General features: G+C 45.7%; 10 protein-coding genes. 2 read left to right on the plus strand and 8 right to left on the minus strand.

Annotated elements, in window-relative coordinates; translation table 11 throughout:
- Positions 1-221 precede the first annotated feature (221 nt).
- Entirely contained in the window at positions 222-869 is a 648-nt protein-coding gene (locus KIV40_RS20200) for an HAD family phosphatase (protein WP_038889126.1), read from the plus strand.
- Positions 870-936: 67 nt separating this feature from the next.
- On the opposite strand, the gene KIV40_RS20205 is transcribed toward KIV40_RS20200, so the two are convergent.
- The 3 genes from KIV40_RS20205 to KIV40_RS20215 form a co-directional block, all read right to left on the minus strand.
- Complete coding sequence (locus tag KIV40_RS20205; protein ID WP_011999426.1) at positions 937-2,244, minus strand: dicarboxylate/amino acid:cation symporter; 1,308 nt, start codon at positions 2,242-2,244, stop codon at positions 937-939.
- 83 nt (positions 2,245-2,327) lie between these two features.
- Entirely contained in the window at positions 2,328-3,557 is a 1,230-nt protein-coding gene (locus KIV40_RS20210; RefSeq protein ID WP_021018294.1) for an NAD(P)/FAD-dependent oxidoreductase, read from the minus strand.
- A 231-nt stretch (positions 3,558-3,788) separates the two neighbouring features.
- Positions 3,789-7,403 (minus strand): Ig-like domain-containing protein, encoded by a 3,615-nt coding sequence (locus tag KIV40_RS20215; protein WP_285350980.1) that lies wholly within the window; start codon positions 7,401-7,403, stop codon positions 3,789-3,791.
- A 610-nt stretch (positions 7,404-8,013) separates the two neighbouring features.
- Here KIV40_RS20215 and azu point away from each other — a divergent pair.
- A complete protein-coding gene (gene azu, locus KIV40_RS20220) occupies positions 8,014-8,466 on the plus strand; it encodes an azurin (protein ID WP_011999422.1) in 453 nt (150 codons plus the stop codon).
- A 113-nt stretch (positions 8,467-8,579) separates the two neighbouring features.
- Here azu and KIV40_RS20225 read toward each other — a convergent pair whose 3' ends face one another.
- From KIV40_RS20225 to KIV40_RS20245, 5 genes are all read right to left on the minus strand, one after another.
- Complete coding sequence (locus tag KIV40_RS20225; protein WP_285350982.1) at positions 8,580-10,646, minus strand: EAL domain-containing protein; 2,067 nt, start codon at positions 10,644-10,646, stop codon at positions 8,580-8,582.
- A gap of 337 nt (positions 10,647-10,983) precedes the next feature.
- On the minus strand, positions 10,984-13,074 hold the full coding sequence (locus KIV40_RS20230; RefSeq protein WP_285350984.1) for an EAL domain-containing protein: 2,091 nt from the start codon (positions 13,072-13,074) through the stop codon (positions 10,984-10,986).
- 323 nt (positions 13,075-13,397) lie between these two features.
- Entirely contained in the window at positions 13,398-14,246 is an 849-nt protein-coding gene (locus KIV40_RS20235) for a mechanosensitive ion channel family protein (protein WP_011999418.1), read from the minus strand.
- A 97-nt stretch (positions 14,247-14,343) separates the two neighbouring features.
- A complete protein-coding gene (locus tag KIV40_RS20240) occupies positions 14,344-15,249 on the minus strand; it encodes an OmpA family protein (protein WP_011999417.1) in 906 nt (301 codons plus the stop codon).
- A gap of 9 nt (positions 15,250-15,258) precedes the next feature.
- On the minus strand, positions 15,259-18,774 hold the full coding sequence (locus KIV40_RS20245) for a hypothetical protein (RefSeq protein ID WP_285350989.1): 3,516 nt from the start codon (positions 18,772-18,774) through the stop codon (positions 15,259-15,261).
- Positions 18,775-18,833 lie beyond the last annotated feature (59 nt).

The following is an 18,833-nucleotide window of genomic DNA, read 5'->3' on the forward strand; positions in this document are numbered from 1 at the left end:
GGATCTCTGCTCTTCTGCCTATTTTAATAGATTGTCGTAAATGTTTCTTCCCGACAAATTAGCGCAATATCGATTTCAGTATTAAATTATTTTTTCGTATGGAACAGCACTTGCCCACTTTTGTCTTTATTCGACCAAAAGTTGATGATGATCGAATTGCACAAGAAAATCGATTCCGCTTATGTCAAAATGCGCCATCTCAATCGACAAGTCATAACGTAATGAATTATCAAGCTGCTATTTTCGATATGGATGGACTGCTCCTCGATACGGAGCGAGTGTGCATGCGCATTTTCCAAGAAGCGTGTGAGGCACAAAGCCTCCCATTCTACAAAGACGTTTACCTTTCAATCATTGGTCGCAACGCGGCGGGCATTGAGGTCATTTTCCGCAAAGCTTACGGTGATGATTTAGATCGCCTTCATCACGAATGGCGCACTCGCTACGATGCGGTTGTAAAACATCAAGCCATTCCAGTAAAAGAAGGCGTGGTAGAACTGCTTGAGTGGCTAAAACAGCAAGGTTTACCCATTGCCGTTGCGACTTCTACTGCAAAAGAAGTAGCGAGAAAAAAGTTGGAGCTGGCGGGTTTGAGCAAGTATTTCGACAACTTAACCACGGGCTGTGAGGTCTCACATGGAAAGCCAGATCCAGAGATCTATCTGCTTGCAGCAAGTCGACTAAACGTTGACCCAACCAAATGTCTTGCCTTTGAAGATTCCAATAATGGCGTACGCTCTGCGGTAGCAGCTAACATGGTCACTTTCCAAATCCCAGACCTTGTTGAGCCTTGCGCAGAAGTGCGTGATTTTGGCCATGCGATCGTTCCTTCACTGCATGACGCATTATTCGAGCTTAAAAAAGCGTAGCCCGTTTCCGCTCATCTAAGTTCAGAACAACGAAAAACGCACTCTCCATTGAGAGTGCGTTTTGCTTTTAGCCCACTAGCATCTCTGACGAATCAAGAGATTGTGAATCCACCGTCGTCTTCTTTTGCCAACGGTCGATAACAAGCGTCGCGACTAAATCCCCCTCCACATTAACGGCAGTGCGGAAGGTATCTAGCGGTCTTTCTATCACCAATAAAATCGCAATCGCTTCCAGTGGAATACCCGCGGCTAACAGCACTAACTGCATACCCGACATAGAGCCAGAAGGCATGCCCGGAGCACCGACAGAAGAGACCATAGCCATGATAAAAATCATCACCAATCCAGTCGTGCTCAAATCCACACCGAACAGTTGCGCCAAGAAAATCGCGGCAACACCCTCAAATAGCGCCGTGCCATCCATGTTCATTACAGAACCGAGTGGCAACACCATACTGCTAACTTCTGGTGAGACATCTAAATTATCTTCCGCACTTTGCTTTGCAAGAGGCAGAGCAGCTGCACTTGAGGAAGTCGCGAACGCCATAGTTAGCGGCGCTGAAATCGCTTTAAACAGCGTAATCGGCGAAATCCCCGTCATAACCTTAGCAATCGTCGGTAACACGACTAGCCCATGCACCATGGTAAGCACAAACACCAGCAGCGCAAACAACGCAAGTTGCTGAATCAGATTGCCACTCGAGGTCAACGTGATATCAAGCACGATCGCGAAAATAGCAATAGGAGACAACTTAACGATGCCACGAATCATGGTGTTGATGCTTTTGTTTAACCCTGAAATCACCGCCAGTAAAGGGTGACCTGATGGCACTGAAAGCAAAATCGCAACGCCTGCCATAAAGGAGAAAACGACGATCGCCAGTAAGTTACCATTCGCCAACGCAGCAAACGGATTGACCATGGCCATCTTGACGAGATTGGTCAATATCGCAGCCCCACCAGCCCCTTGCTCGTCAATCAAACGAACATCACTGCCAACAGGAATAGTCTGACTGAGCGGTTCCCATGCTGGCAATGCCAAAGAAGCACCAAGACCCAAGCTGATGGCTATTAGAGTCGTGAAACTGTAGAAAAGCAGCGTTCTTCCACCCAATGCTTTAAGGCGTAAGGTTGAGCCGATATTGGTAATACCCTCGACAAGGGAGAACAATACCATCAAGCCCACTACCATCTTGAGCAAACCTAGGTAGACCGTTTTGCTCAACATCAAAATTTGGTAGTAATCACTCGACAGCAATAGCGATTTATCTGCAAAACCATGCTCGACGAGAAGAAGGATAGCTTGAGCCCCACTCCAAGCAAGCAAAGCAGAAATAAGAAGTTGGACAGGTAAAGAGAGTTGCAAATGACGCATAAAAAACACCTAGCGCCACAAATCGTTATGATTTGGGCGCTCGATAATAGTGAAAAGACAGAAACGAATAATACTGACTGGGATTAAGACCAAGAGCCTTTGTAATAAGGGTTCAATAAACCTTTTACGCGTTTAAGCACAACCAACGCTGATACTCGGAACCAGCCAAAAATGACACGTTGATGTAGTCTAAAAATGGTGTCGTATAAACGACGAACATAGCGTCCACGTAACACGACTTTGTCATTCATCAACGCGCCAACCGCGTAGTCATGCCCAAGTGCTACTACCATGCCACCATCTTTGAATACAAACGGCTTAAGCTCTTTGCCTTTCACCAAGCGCTTAAACTGCTTCGCCAAATGCGCCGCTGCTTGGTTGGCTGCTTGTGCTCGTGGTGGTACGACACGTCCATCCTCTTGTGGACATTCAGCACTGTCACCGATGACAAAAACGCTCTCATCAAGAGTGGTTTGCAACGTTGGTAACACTTTAAGTTGGTTAATACGGTTGCTTTCCAGACCATCGAGATTCGCTAACCAGTCTGGGCATCGAATACCTGCCGCCCAAATTTGTAGATCAGCAGGAATGACCTCATTTTCTGTTACAATGCGATCCGCTTCTGCACGCTTAACCCTTGCGTTTAAGCGGACGTTAACGCCCTGCTTTTGAAGTTTCTTGAGTACTTTTTCAGACATGCAATCAGCGCTTGCGGGCAATACGCGATCTGCGGCTTCAATAAGCGTAATAGAAAGCTGAGTATCATTTTGATAGCGGTTTAATTGCTTGCTCACTTTAGCCCACTCAGCACCCAACTCAACACCAGTCGCACCAGCCCCCACAATAGATACACGGTGAGCACCACCGTTCGCCAGCATCTGTTTCATCTGCTCCCATGCTTTTTCTGCTTGAGAGGCAGAATCTAAGAACAAACAATGATCGCTCACACCCGGAATTTTGAAATCATTACTGATCGCACCCACTGCAATCACAAGGTAATCGTATTTCAATGTTTGTTCTGGTGAGAGCTCAGCGCTTACGGTAATCGTTTTGTTTGCTCGATCTAATCCTGACATACGCGCTTGAACATACTGGTAACCGTGGCAAGCAGCATGAAGGCGAAACGCCACCGAATCGAGCTCATTGTCAAACGTGCCCGCCGCAATTTCATGCAGTCTTGGTTTCCATAAGTGATGAGAAGATGGTTCAACCAAAGTGACGGTGTGGCCAGATTTACCCGCAAAACTGCTCGCTAAACGCGTCACCATTTCTAGGCCTGCAGCACCACCACCGACAACAACAAAATTCGACATACTCCCCTCCCGGAAACCATTCATCGAAAGATAAAAATCATAAACGCAGTAAATACGTTTGGAATGGCGAGCATTATATTGAGTTGAAAATAAATGATAATAAGCAGAAAAAGAAAATAACTATTACAGAAACGTAAAAATAAAAACTAAGCGTCTGAGCCGAATGAAAAAAACAAAAAAGCCACCACTTTTCAGTGGTGGCTTTGACTCATCGATGTTGTTCTATCTGAATTAACGAGGATCAAGTCCTAGCTTTTGTAGCACCAGTTTGAAGTTATCACGGCGCTCTTCCACGTTATGAACGTCACCAGTTGAACACGTCAAATCAGGACAACCACGGTTAACGATGCCTGAAACGTCATCAATAAATTGAGAGCCTTGTAGACCGCTATCAACGTACTTCTTCAGCTCATTGTAGTAGTTCCAGTCTGCGTATTGGCCGCCTTCATCGTTATACGCCTGCACTGATGTTACCCAGTAGAATAGACCAGCAATCCATTTGATCTCTCTGTTTTCTTCCGAGCTACAAATCAGACCAGGGTTCGAACAGAAGTCTAACTCTGCGTATAGCGGATTCTCTGGTGGCGCTTCAACCGTTACGCCATCAATCGTCTTACCGATCGTCGATGGATCAACATGTGAACGACCTAGGTAGTGGTTAAGCGTACCGAAGTTCTGACGACCTGTGGTTTGGATAACACCACGGCCCCACCAGCCACAACCCTCAACACTTTCTTGGCTGCTGCCGTCCCAAACAAATTTACCCGCTTTTTGGCCCACGTAAGTTCTACACTCATCACGCTCCCATACTTGCTTAGACGTATCGACGCTTTCAGGTACTTCGTTACAGTGACCGTTGTTCGTCCAACGACCAGCAGCACCATTTACCAGTAGACCACGCTCTTCAAGCACAGCATCCGGAGCAGCAAATACTGGAGCTGGTGCACCGTACCATTTCGCATGCGTCAGCGCGCTTACTTCCATCTTGTTATCACGTGGACACGAGTACGCGTGATCCAGACCAGACACTGGGTTTACACCATAATCTGCGTATTTCTGACCAAGTTGACCACAGCTTGCCGTCATTGGGTAATCCGTTGGCGCGCCATATTTCACTTCTGACCAGTTGTTTTCATCACAAGCGTTGTAACGAATAGTCTCTTGCATACTTTGTGCAAGGAATGCAGCAATCGCGACTTTCGCGTATTTGATGTTGGTAGCGTCATCGACTTCATCATCCATCAGCCAGAACTTGTTACCCGCCACACCAATGTTGTGCATCGCGTTCAAGCCATCTAGGAAGTCATTCCACTTGTAAACCGTTGACGGAACCCACTGAGATTGAGGCGTTTCGTACAGGAAGGCTTCGTTATCCATCACGCTTTCAGCATTAGCTAACTCTTGGTTTAGCGCCTCAATACGAGTCAATGAACCTTTCTCTAGCTCTTCACCCACGTAGTACAGTGGTACTTTCGCCGTTTGGTACAGCTCAATCTTGCTGGTTAATACTTGAGAGTCTTGATCAAACATCAATGCAAACACGTTACTGTAAGCCGCTTTGCGAATTTGCTGCTCGCTTTGCGTATTTCCCATGAAGTAGTTCGCCGCTTGCGCAGTCGACATGTTTGCCAGCATTGCAGGTGCTTCAACGTAATCTGTTACCTGTTTTACGTATTCAAGTGCGTTGTGCCACTGCTCGCTAGTTAGCGCAGCCGTCTCGCTCGATTTAGTGAAGGCAACAAAGTCCGCTTTATTTGCAGAATCCGCTTTGTATAGTTCGAAGCTATTAAGCAAATCAGCAGAGAAGACAGACGCTTCATCCCATACTGATTGACGACCAGAATGCGTATCGTAAGCGAATTCGCCAATGCTTAGTGACCAACCAAATGTCGCTTGAGGCGTAAGTGTGGTGAAGATCAAGTTGTGAGCCTGTGCCCAACCTTTTACATCATCACTCAGTGCGTTGATCGCATCGATATCGATATTGCTACCTGTAATATCGATAGCGTTTGTCAGCGCTTGCTTAACCGCTACCGTACCCAATGATGCGCCTTTGTCTTGTGTTGCAAGATCCAGAACATCCGATTGAATAACGATAGATGCTGAGCCTGCGTTCTCTGCCTGTTCTAGGACAGAAACAAATGCAAGTGTTAGCTGTTCTACATCTACTAACGCATCAGCGCTGCTTGTCTCGATCGTCAATGTGCTTGGTGCTTGAGTTGATGGGCTCGCTACAACAAATGTATTTGGCCAACCAGCAACTTCAAGGCGAACTGGGTCCATTGGGTTGCGTAATGATAGCGCTGGTGCTGTACCCGGCTCTGTGCCATCACAGTTCAGGTGCAGTGCCCATGAGGCGTCGCTACCCGGAACAGTTTGCGTCCAGTGAACCGCTGAGTAAGCAATGTTCTTGTGAACCATAATGTCGCCACCAGTTGCGTGGTCACCACGAGTCCAGTCTGGGTAAACATTGAAATCAGCACACAAACCACCCGGAGGCGTTGGGGTATCAACTTCTTCCACTGTGATTTTCACACGTGCAGTCGCCGTCAGGTTTTCAGCATCGGTCGCTACCGCTTCTAACGTCACATCACCCACTAGAGATGCCGTCCAGTTACAAGAGTACTGGCTTTCCGTAGACGCGTTAAACTCACAAATTTGCTGGTTGTTTGCTTTCACAATAACACGAGACAAATCATCATCCGCATCCGTTGCACGAACAGAGATCGATACCAACTCGTCTTTTTCAAACTTAGAACCGTTTGCAGGAGAAGAGAAGCTCACTTCAGGGCTAACAAAGCTTGGTGCAGCTTCTACTGTCACTGCGATGCTGTTCTGCTCAACCGTTTGGCCGTTTTGATCTAACACCACCACTTTTAGCGTTGCGTTGCCAACTTCGCTTGGTGTCCAAGATTGCGAGTAAGAGTTTTGAGTAGCTGTGATACTACGCTGGCCTAGCTTGCGATCGTTTGCCCAAAATTCCAGGGTCGAGATCAACTCACCATCAACGCGTGCAGTAATTGTCGTCGCTTGTTCAACAGTCAGTTTTTGACCTTGTGTTGGTGCAACAAACGTCAGTTCATGTACTTCAGGCTCCAGTGGCGGCTCAACTTGCTTTTCTTTAACTGTGATGCTTACCGCCTGCTCTTGTGTTAGACCAGAAGTGTCTTCCACTACTGCTTTAATCATGTGTGCACCCACGCCAACTGATGTCCAGCTAGCTTGGAAAGGCGCCTGTGTTGCACGAGCAACTTGAACGTTATCGACAAAGAAAGTCACCGCTTTAACGCTGGTATTGGTCGCTGTTACGTTTGCTAACATCGCAACCGCTTGGCCTTCTTCAAACTCCGCGCCGCTTACTGGTGACGTTAACTGAAGCGAAATCTCCGGCTCACCCACTTCACCATCATCAGCAATCAAACGGATAGTGTTTTGCAGTAGAGCAAGATCCAATACGCCACTCACACCCAGTGTTAGTTCGATGCTTTCACCAGCTGGAAGTTGTGACTTAACCCAACTACCGCTATCAAAGGAAAGGGTAAGAGTGTTTTCGAATAGGCTCCCTTTCGCATTGCTCGTAAATGCCATGCCTGGGTAGCTAACGCTTGTAGCTGCCCAAGAAGGCGCAGACATAGTTAGATTTGAATCAAACAAAACCTTGGCATCACGCAACTCAATTGATTGAGAACCATCGTTTGTCAGGGTTACTTTGTACGTGTTCCACCATTGGCTTTCAGAGCCAACAACAGCAGCATCGGTTACCACTCCAGCTTGTGCTGCGGGCAGTCCCATTCCGATCGCGAGCGCTAGAACGCTCGGCATGAAATTTAGCATATTCTTATTCATAATTAATAACTTATATAATCTACAGTAGGAAGGTAAATCATTATAAGCAGGAACTTTTTTCGCGGCGCAGCTGATGGATGTAACAAAACGTAACAGGATTTTGGGAGGAAAAATCGTCAATAATTAAGCAGTTTTAGACGTCAAATTGATGACAAATCATTCAGTGACAATATGGACAATTTAAACTGGGACTCTAGTTCAAATTATATAAATGACATCAAACAATTGATGAATTTATTTATTCGTATCGATAAATAACTTTTGTTTGCATAATTGTTAATTTTGTGAATTAAGAGAAATTTGCGTTACAAGTTAAAGACCAAAGAAACATTTAGTTACAACTTGTCGAGATACCAGCCAAAAACGTCACCACTCCTCTGTTGATTGATGTAAGAACACCGAAAGATAAGATTACTGAAACTTGTTAATTTAATTACATAAAATAAGCACAATGAATGATCAAGTAGTGAAAATCATAAGTATAACTTTGCAACAAAACGTCAATATAGGGTTCAAAGCACGGTTTCAAACAGAATATTTGATGATAATGAGATGCATTGGATCGGTTTGAATCCAAGTCAGCCCAAAAATACAATATGGAGAGTGTTATATGTCTTTACGTTTAGTAGCAGCAACCTTTGCACTAGTTGGAATGAGCTTTGGCGCACAAGCCAATGCGGAGTGTGAAGTGTCCATCGATGCTAACGATATGATGCAGTTTTCGACCAAGACACTGAGCGTACCAGCGACGTGTAAAGAAGTGAAACTGACGCTGAACCACACTGGTAAGATGCCGGCACAGTCAATGGGTCACAACGTTGTGATTACAGATACGGCTAACCTTCAAGCGGTGGGTACAGATGGGATGTCTGCGGGCCTTGATAACAACTACGTGAAACCAAACGACGACCGAGTTTATGCCTTCACTAAAGTAGTGGGCGGCGGTGAAAGCACTTCTATCACCTTCAGCACAGAGAAAATGACTCCGGGAGGCGACTACTCGTTCTTATGTTCTTTCCCTGGTCACTGGGCAATCATGCAAGGTAAATTCGAGTTCAAGTAAACACATCTACATCTAGATGACCCAATTTGAGATTGGGGCACACAGATGTCTTATTTGAACCTAAAGAAAAGGGAAGCATTTCGCTTCCCTTTTTGGTGCTGTTAACTTACTACTTAGCATGCAAAGTGATCGTAATCTGAACGCTCTTCTCGCTCGCTGTATTCAAGCTTTACAACATCGTCAAACGGCATTGGGCGGTAGAAGTAAAAGCCTTGAATCAAATCAATACCTAATTCTGCCATAAACTCTAACTCGCTCTCTGTTTCAATACCTTCGGCAACGGTGACGGCTCCGGTAATTTTTACCAGCTTCGCGGTTAACCTAAACAGTTCGCGACCGTTTTTGTTGTTGAGGTTAAGTACTAACGAACGGTCTATTTTCACTTTATCGAAATCGTATTTTGACAAGTAACCAATAGACGAATAACCAGAACCGAAGTCATCCAACGCAATCTTCACCCCCGCAGCTCGCAGTGCGCTCAACACAAAGTGGGTACGATGCTCGTCCTGAATCAGCATGTCTTCGGTAATTTCAAACTCCACTTGAGAGCAAGAGAGAGCACTTTCATTAATCATCGTCAGTACCTTTTCAGTGAAGTCTGGTACCAAGCAAGTTTCTGGCGATAGGTTAATTGAAACCTTGAAGTTTGGTCGATTCGCCAAAGGCGCTGCTTCACGCAATGTCGTTTCGACCACCCATAAATCCAACTCACTCATTAAGCCGACTTTTGCAAAGTCCTCAAGAAACGTTGGTGGTGTGATCTCTCCTGTTTCAGAGCGATGACGAATCAGTACTTCAAGCGAACGAATCTCACCCGTACGAGCATTAACCTGTGGTTGATAGAACAACACAAACTCGCCATGCTTTTTCAAGTCACTGATGCGTTTTTGCGCCACAAACTTATTCGTGATTTCAGGGAAAAATGCCCCCGCCACTTTGCCATTATCTAATCCTTCATAATTGAAGAAATCATCAGAAACTGACTTTGCAAATAGCGTATCCGCATTACCAATTTTGTCCATTTGCTTAAAGAATGGGTAGTAAATTACCACACCAACCAAGATGATGATCAGTTGCAAAATCACGCCCGTCCACGTGTAGCCTGTGCCGATGTAACCACTGGCTAATGGCGGTGTCATCCAGCTCATGATTTCTGTTATCGGTGCCACCAGCCCCATCGCTGTCGCAACGTAAGCAATGACTAATCCTACAATAGGAGCAATGAGAAACGGCACAATCATGACGGGATTGAACATGATGGGTAAGCCATAAATGATTGGCTCGTTAATATTGAACAAGCTCAAAACCAATGCCGCTACCGCAAGCGCTTTATAACTGCGATTTTTGGTCAGAAAAAGCATACAAAGCACCAGTGAAATGGTGTTCCCTGCGCCCCCCATCCCTGCATAAAAATCAAAGAAATTAGTAGTTAAAATTGGCAGTGGTGTTCCAAGCGCTTCATGGTTTTCTATCGCAACACGCGTCACTTCATAAAGCTCGGCTTCGTAAGGCGCAAAAATGATGTGGCCGTTGATGCCAATCGACCAAAATAGGTTACGCACAAATTCGTAGAGCACACCATCAAGCAGTGAGTTAGGATCCAGTTTTGGCAGTAGAAGATGCGCAACATCCGCAGCACAAAACGCTTGCCCAAGCGCATAGCCCAAAACCGTATAACCAACGACCAACACCACCGTCGCCACGATGAGGTTGTAGGATTGATCCACAACATTCGGCAAATCAGAGCGCATAAACCATTTTCGGTTTTGCATAAAACGCACAGACCAAGCGACGACGGTCGGAACAAGAATTGCCAATGGGTAGTTACTTGGAACGACCGTACCATCTTGCAATAAGCCCCATTCATTGCAGACGATAAAGTAAATCATCAACGATGGCGTTATGACGTTCACACGAGAGACTTTCAACAGTGAGGAAAGAAACTGAGAGAAGTACACCAACAGCAAAATTGGAAATAGCTTCCAGATAATGGCACTCGCTGTACCTACAGTGATACCAATCTGATCGTAGCCAGCTATCAACAGTAAATTACTCAGCAATGTACTGAATGCAGAAATTAACGAGACTGGTAGCAACATCACGAGGACGTTACATAAACCGTTAATGTATAAGTTGGAAGATATTAAAGTAAAAAGTCGATTGATATATCGATTGTTCATTTGGCTAAGTAAATCCATCAAAAAACGGTCTAGAAGCCGCTTAAGAAATTCGCCGCAATTAAATCCATGTAATTTGTTTCGTAATGAGGGAGAGTTTCGACAAGGACGTCGATGACGGTATCATTCGAGTAACAAAGCGTTGATCGTTCAACGTTGCGCATAGTCACTCAACAAAGGTAGCTACAGCCAACTTGTTGCTATTTAACAGAATGAAAGTGTGCCAGCCAAAACCCTCGACACCCTTCCATTCTGCTCAAACTCGTTGTTTCTTTGGTCAACGTAGTTTGTTATTTTGTTTGCTTATTAAGCAAGGAGGCGCACATTAGCGCCAGCAAGTCTATATTTCCACTCGACTTTGTAATTGTGACGATAGAAATGGCTTTTCTTGCTGTTCGTCCAAAATGTCCAATAACGGAGCTGGACGAGCAAAGAAATACCCTTGCACTTTATCCACCTCACACGCTTTTACAAAGTCATACTCCGCTTGTGTCTCAACCCCTTCAGCCACCACCTCACAATGGGTGATATGGCCCAGTTTCGCTACCAACTCGTAGAGATCCTTTCCTTTCTTATCGTTGGCATCCAGTAAGAGCGAGCGGTCAAGTTTGATCTTATCAAACGGGTATTTGAGCAAATGCGGGAACGAGGCATAGCCAGTACCAAAGTCATCCATTGCAATACGAATGCCTTGAGCTTGCAACGCTTCCATCGTTTTAATCAAGAATACCTTGTTGCTGAGAATCGCTTCTTCCGTGATCTCAATCTCCAGCCATTCTGGCGAGATACCGTAATGGGCCAAACGCGATAACAAATGCGGCACAAACTCTTCTTGCTCAATCGTCGCCACCGCGATGTTGATGGCAATACGACGATCTTTGGATAAGTTCATTTGCTGCATGTCTGCCAAGACTTTCTCAATCACCAGCTTATCTAGCAATGGCATCGAGTTAAGCATCTGGAAATCACTCACAAATGTCGGTGGACATAACTTTCCATCTTTATCGATGTAACGCAGCAGAGCTTCATAAGAGAACTCGTTAATATTTTTCGTCGACTGCAGTTTTTGATAGAACATCACTAACTCCCCTTCGCGCAAAATCGTAGTTAAACGTTTCTGGGCTGTCGACTTACTGATGCTTGAGTTGTTCGATGCTTTTACATTACTTAGCAATGTTTTAAAGATAGAGCTTTCTATCCCAGAATAAGCCGTATTGGCGCGGAACTGCGCTGAATATTTCCCTGCGTATGCCAAGTAAAATGGTCGATAGATGAAAATACCCAAAACAATGATCAGCGCTTGCAAGATCGAGCCTTCGATTTGATTCCCCATTGCCATATAACCACTGAACAGTGGTGGCGTCATCCAGTTCACAATGTTTTCAACCGGCGGAACAAGACCCGATGAAATACACAAGAAGGTAATGACAAAACTCACTAACGGCACCAGCACGAAAGGGATGATCAAAATCGGGTTGAAGATGATTGGCAAACCAAACAGCAACACTTCGTTGATGTTAAAAATAACCAGTGGCATTGCTGCCAAAGCCAACATCAAGTGGTTACGCTCTTTAGCAAACATCAACACACAGAGAAGCAAGCTGATCGAGTTCCCCGAGCCGCCCATCGACATAAATGCATCATAAAAACCTTGGCTGATGACATTCAGTGACGCCCCTCCGGCTTGCCATGCCATCATATTCGCTTCGGTTGCGGCGAAGATCTGCTGCTTAATCGCAAATAACAAGTTATGTCCGTTGATACCAATCGAGCCGAGCAAGCCCAGCACCGTTTGGTACATAAGACCACCTTTGAACGTTAATGGATCAACACCGAGTCCGCGAACCATACCACCAGCCAATGCCGTAAAGATTGCCGTGAAATGGGACATCACAAGCGCAATAAGCACAAACAAGAAAAAGTGCACCACATGCTTAAGCAGCCGTGATGAAAAATCGAGGGCTTGAGGCTCTAACAAACGTATCTTAAAGATGCTGCAGTAAACGTACGTCATTGTGGCACTCAATAGCGCCAACAGCGGGTTATTTGGCAACATGTACATCTGTGAAAGGCTGCCATTCTCTATGGAGATCAAATAGAACATGATCAACGAATAGATGATGAACACCGCACTAGACACATTGGTTTTGTGGGAAAGGTAATAACCCGCCACCACACAGAATGCACTCGGGTACAAGTTGATCAGGATATCTGACACGTGAAACAGCAACTGGGACAAATCCATTAAACCAGTAAAACGGAAGACGTGCCCAAAAAATACTGCCAACGCATTAGAGAGAATCAAAGGCAGCAGTAGCAATGCGATCGACGCCAAGTCCGTTAAATAGGATTTGGACGCAGACTGCCACTGCCCCATCAATGCGAATAGCCGTTGAGAAGGAGCAAATTTGATTTTAAAGCCAGTTTGCATGAAGCATCTTAATGATAAACGTGATAGAGATTCAGCGGTTTAATAAACAGCCATACGTGCAACCTTTACCGCGATGCTGTCGCTTCCATAGGAAACTAGCTATTGCGGTACGGACTATCTGAGTAGTCTTAATTGATGTTTTTATTATGTATTTTAAGCAACGAGCGGAAGTTGTCTGAGGGCAGATTGCGCGCGTAATTTAACGATTATATGCGCCTCGATCCATTAAGATATTTTATCGTGACGACAAATGAACAATAAAAATAACCCCCACCTTTGATTGGTGAGGGTTTACATTGAGCTGGTGATTATTGAGCGAGAACTTAATGCTTCGAATTCATTGGAAATCGTTGCTCATAAAGCTCCATAAAGTCTTTGCGAATCAGATGTTCTAAATGGTTTGCCTTGTCAGTTGGGCAGAAAATCATGATATGCACGATTTGCTCACCATTGATGTTGCTTGATATATGGATATGCGGCTCAGCCCCCGGAAGATCGACACCAGCGTGCTTCTCGATCATCGCGTTATAACGGTGAGCAACATCGGCAAAGTAACTGCAATGCTCATCAATCTTATCGGTCAGTAAAGGCAAAAGTGGGTAGAGATTGACGAAGTCTTTCACCACAACAGAAAAGTCATGGTAAACGTAACGCTTCATAAAGTTGAGGTTCTTCACTGGGTAGGTAAAGAACATGCTGTTGGGCAACGTCGCGGTTTTCCCCGTGAAGTGGTATTGCCCATGATGCAGGTCGATTTCTTGAATCACTGTCGCCATCATGTTGTGCTCAATAACCTCACCACACAGCTTGCCGACTTCAATCCAATCACCAATGCGGAATGAACGCGAACTGGCTCGCTGAATCGAACCAGTAAAACAAAGAATAATCTCTTTGGATGCGACAACAATCGCCACTGCAATCGCCGTAACGCTTAGGGCAAACTCGCTAATTTCTGATTGCCATAAGATGAACAGCAGAATCAAAGTGAGAGCAAATGTGCCGTTTTTGGTTCTCGACATCCAACTGCGTTGTTCTTCCGTAATGAAAGCATCGTCGCCACGAATTCGAGACAGAATCAAACGACGCAGAACAATGATAAACAGCAGGATTAATGCGGAAAATAAAATTTTGTGAGTGAGAAGAAAACCGACGACTAACTGCACTTTCTCCATTACCCGACTCCCTGTTTGGTTTAGATAGGTTGACCTTTCATGCTAAATATCGCTCAGAAAATAGATAGCTAGCTTGCGAGAAGACAACCTTAACAAATTATTCAGTCGGTTGCCCCAGTTCGCTCTCTTTAAATACGATAAACGCACGGCGGTTTAAAGCATTGGCTTCTGGAGATTCTTCGTTGATCACAGGTTGAAGCTCACCAAAGGCTTTTACTTCCCACACAAACTGCGATGGATCGAGTTTCGTCTTGAGATACGCCACCACGGTTTGCGCTCTTCGTTCCGCCAATTGTTCATTATAAGAGAGCGAACCGACTTGGTCGGTATGACCAGCCACCATAATGCTCCCTTCTAAACCTTGCAGTTTTGCGATGAAATCATCTAATTGTGAAAGGTCTTCCGGTTTTAATTCCGACTTATCGAAATCAAAGTGTGGTGTCATCGCCATGTAGATCTTACGTTCTGGTTTTGGCGGCTCACAGAAAGGCATCTCTTCGTACTTCTGCGCCTCTTCAAACATCACGTAAGCACGACGGTTTTCGGCACGATCTTGATCTGATTTACCCAACGCTAGCGGCTGCGACTCACCAAAGTGCTTCACTTCCCAATCGTATTGCTCTGGATCGAGTTGTTGCTGGAGATACGCCTCTACCGATTCAGCTCGGCGCATAGACAGCTTATCGTTATATTCATCAGAGCCTTTAAAATCAGTGTGACCAACAATCGTGATGCGCCCGCTCAAGCCTTGAATATTGCGGATGAACACATCTAGGCTTACCGCATCGGCTTCACGAATGAAAGATTTATCGAAATCGAAATGCTCGGCAACCGCAAAATGGATTTCACGTTGCGGCGCTAAACATTCACTGATCAAAAACTTGGAGACATTGACATCGGCAAACTTTTCTCGGTTCTCTTGGCTAACATACGCATCTGCCGAGCAACCTGCCAACATTGCTCCTGCGATCATTCCGCTTAACAAACGAATCGTCGTTTTCATATCGCCCTCTTATAACTTACCAACTAGGTTAATGAACACACCTGATGCGTCGTAATCGTCATCATTCGCTAGGTTGCCATCAAAGCCTGAGAAGTTGTAACCCACACCGACTTTGAAGTTGTCGCTCAAATGTTTGTTAACCGAAACCAATGCGCCCTGCTCTAGCTCGTCGTAGGTGCTGTCCGTCTTCCAGTGGTACTCACCGGTTACGTCCCAGTCTTTCATAACACGGTAAGAGGCGCTCAAACCGTAGAGAGAAATTTTACTTTCGACTAGAATGTCTTCACCTGACTGACGAGTGAAGATTTCATGCTTCTCCTTGTAAGCGTATTTCGCGCCTAGATCCCAGTTTGCATCCAACGAGTATATACCTTCGATTTCGATGATGTGGCTTTCTTCATCTTTGTAATCCACATCGCGGTTAAGTTGGTCGAAGTCCACCAAATAGGTGTAGCGAGAGAGTACGTTCAAACGGTCGTTGTAGATTGGGCGATATGCTAAACCTGCAGTGGATTCAATAAAACGAGCCAACACTTTATCGCTCGATTTGCTCTCTGAGCGTGAGTAGTTGAATTTACCAAATAAGGTGTACTCTTCCGTTAGATGGTGCGTGTAACGGTTAGTCGTCACCCACTGGTCGACACGTTTTTTATCTGGGTCGGCGGAATCATCGGTCTTGTCGACACGGTATTCGACTTTGTTCTTGAACAATACGTTATCGACATCAATCGAAGTGCTCACACTCACGGCTTGGCGCTCTGTGGTGATCTTCTGGTCGTCTTCAATTTCGCCTTTTTGGTAGCCAATCCCCATGTCGATGTCGTCATTCATGTCGTAACCAAAACCAAACGAGTCGATTCGACCTTTGCCGTTGTTCTCATCAACAAATTGGTTTTCTTGGTAGAAATCGACGGTTGAAGTCAGGTCTGCACGTTGGCCGACAATTACGTTGTTTTTGTCTTCGTAAGTGTCGTCTACGTAGGTTAAGTAGGTGCTGTATTCTTCGGTTACGTCATACGTCACACTCGCTTCTGCCGCATCACCGCGATCACCCGTGGTGTATTCCGCACCAACCACAAAGTCTTCTAGAATGCGCGTTTCACCACCGAGCGTGACGCTGTCGTTCTCATCGTATTCGTCGGTTTGGCCCACGGTTTTCTGGCCTTTGATGTACACGTTGTTGTCGCTGTCCCAGATGTAGTCAGCACGCAGACCCGCTAAGGTCCCTTTGCCTTTTTCATCTTGGTTGTTTAGCTCTTCAACTTGTTTACCTGCTGCCGAGATCTTGATGTGTTTGGTGACTTTAACTTGAGTTTCCAATTCCGCTTGCTGGGTATCCGTTCGCAAATCACCATCGGATTCGCGCTCTTCAACCGAGGTAAAGCGCGTCTTCACAGCAACTCGGTCAGTGGCTTGGAAACGAAGTTCGGTACCGTAAGACTCTTGCTCTAAGTCGTCATCTTGACTGGCAAAACTGTAACCTGCGTCTTTGGATTTGTACCAAGCTTTGACGTCGTTGCCCACCGCAGAGAATACGTTAGGAGCTAAGTCGTAGAGGTTCATCACCCCTCTCACTTGGTAGATATCACCTTCACGATCTTCCGCGTTACTACCAGTTGGGGTAAAGGTTAAACCGCCATCGAAAGAAACGTAGTTGGAATCGGTTTGACGACCTTTACTGTGTCCGAATTCGGCTTTCAAGTACGTACCTTCTGATGCACGCAAGGTTAAGTCCGTGCCGTACGCTTCGTAGTCTTGGTTGTCTTTTTCTTCGGTTTGGTAGTTTGCGCCCACACCAATGTAGTCGTTCACCCAACCTTTCACACGACCACCAGTAGTCATTGCGTCAAGCGCGTCACTGCCTTGAGGAACGTATTCGTAGTCCACCGAAAGGTAGTTGTCATAGCCAGACGATGGTTGATCGTTTATGACAGTGCCGAAGTTATCCGAAATGATGTTGTTCAGCGGTCTGGTCAGAATGATGCGGCCTTGATACGGGTCGATTTCATAATCACGTCCCGATTGCAGCGGCATTTCTTGCATAGTGATGCTGCTGTCTGGGTCGACAACTTTCACCATCACTTTGTCACTGCCCGGTACTACTTCTCCATGACGCAAGAAGTACAACGAACCACCAGTACCGAGGAATTCATCGTGAGCGAAGAGTGAGTCCGATTCAGCCGCAAAGCCGACAATGTTTAGGCGATCTTCACCAAACTTGGTGGTTGAGCGAGTACGGTAGTCCCCTTTGAAGCCGTATAAGCTACGGTTGTAATCGTTGTTGTCAGTGCCAGTAATGCCAGTGTTGTAGTTACCCCACAACATATTGGATTTGTCGTACTCAACGTTGAGGTAAACCTTACCTTTGGTATTTACCACTTTGTAGATGTTGGAGCTGTCACCATAGTTGCCGTAATACATCTCATCGTCGTCTTCGAGAATGTCGAATACGCTGGATGAGTCAGAGGTAAACGGATTCTTAAACATGTCTCGCACGTCACTCTCTTTAGTATCAAAGTGAGTGGTAACTCTGAGTTTGTCGCCAAACTTACCCTGACCAAAGTACGCCAAGCGTCCTTGGTTATAGATGTCATCTTGGTATTGCTCGTCGACGGCTAGTGCGGCGGAGTTGCCCGTCACTTTGTTTTTACCGATGTAGAAATCCGCAAGACCCGCTTGTACCCAATACTCGTCAGGGATACGCACGTACAGTTGGTAGCGACGCTCTTCACCACTGTCGAATACCACTCGAGTTGGGAACAGGTACGCATCTGCTGGCAAGTATTGTTCTGCGTATAGTTCGCCCTCTTCCACATCAAACTCGTCTTCGCCAATCACGACTTTATCAACGCCTTTTAGTCCCGTACCCATGAATCTAGCCAGACCCGCAGAGGTAGGAATATTGTGACGCACCAACCGAGCTTTACCGAGCTTGCGGCTTTGCTCTTCTTCGCCGTCGTTCTTATCGATATCGACCTCAGAATCTGGCTCGACAAGGTCAATCACACTAACCGTCGTCACGTCCATATTGCCGTCTTTATCGAAAGCTTTTAAACGGAACAATAGCTGCGTGTTAGATTCAAATTGATACTCTTGGTCGGTCGTGCCATCCCAAACAATGTTGAAATCGTTCGCAAATTGCTGGCCTTCTACCACTGCTAAAGGGTCAACCAAGCCACGGTCACCACCACGGAAGACTTCCAGTTGATAGTGGTCAACGTAGTAGCTGAAGTTGGTTGTAATAGCAAAGCTCATCTCTTGCAGCGGCTTACCATCTTTCACTTCAACATCACTGCTAATGCTCAGGTCAAGTACCGGATCAAATCGCATAATGTCGCGGCTTACCCAAATTGCACCTTGGTCTAGGTAGATACGTGAGTTATCCGTTTGTTCGTGAGCTTTTACTTCAATACCCAGTGAGTCACTGTCAAGTTTCTCCAATTGGCTGGTGTCTTTCGCGTACGAAAGTATCGGCAACGCAGCCGCGATACACATTGTCAGTTTTGATTGTCTAAATCTAATCATAATAATCCTGCTTAACCGCTTGAGTGGTTGGCTGGGACGGGCCCAGCCTGCGTCTGTAC

It is taken from the genome of Vibrio sp. D173a (assembly GCF_030248475.1).

Excerpts from the sequence above, each read along its gene's own strand:
- KIV40_RS20200 (WP_038889126.1), top strand. The coding sequence starts at position 222 with ATGAATTATCAAGCTGCTATTTTCGATATGGATGGACTGCTCCTCGAT.
- KIV40_RS20205 (WP_011999426.1), bottom strand. The coding sequence starts at position 2,244 with ATGCGTCATTTGCAACTCTCTTTACCTGTCCAACTTCTTATTTCTGCT.
- KIV40_RS20210 (WP_021018294.1), bottom strand. The coding sequence starts at position 3,557 with ATGTCGAATTTTGTTGTTGTCGGTGGTGGTGCTGCAGGCCTAGAAATG.
- KIV40_RS20215 (WP_285350980.1), bottom strand. The coding sequence starts at position 7,403 with ATGAATAAGAATATGCTAAATTTCATGCCGAGCGTTCTAGCGCTCGCG.
- azu (WP_011999422.1), top strand. The coding sequence starts at position 8,014 with ATGTCTTTACGTTTAGTAGCAGCAACCTTTGCACTAGTTGGAATGAGC.
- KIV40_RS20225 (WP_285350982.1), bottom strand. The coding sequence starts at position 10,646 with ATGAACAATCGATATATCAATCGACTTTTTACTTTAATATCTTCCAAC.
- KIV40_RS20230 (WP_285350984.1), bottom strand. The coding sequence starts at position 13,074 with ATGCAAACTGGCTTTAAAATCAAATTTGCTCCTTCTCAACGGCTATTC.
- KIV40_RS20235 (WP_011999418.1), bottom strand. The coding sequence starts at position 14,246 with ATGGAGAAAGTGCAGTTAGTCGTCGGTTTTCTTCTCACTCACAAAATT.
- KIV40_RS20240 (WP_011999417.1), bottom strand. The coding sequence starts at position 15,249 with ATGAAAACGACGATTCGTTTGTTAAGCGGAATGATCGCAGGAGCAATG.
- KIV40_RS20245 (WP_285350989.1), bottom strand. The coding sequence starts at position 18,774 with ATGATTAGATTTAGACAATCAAAACTGACAATGTGTATCGCGGCTGCG.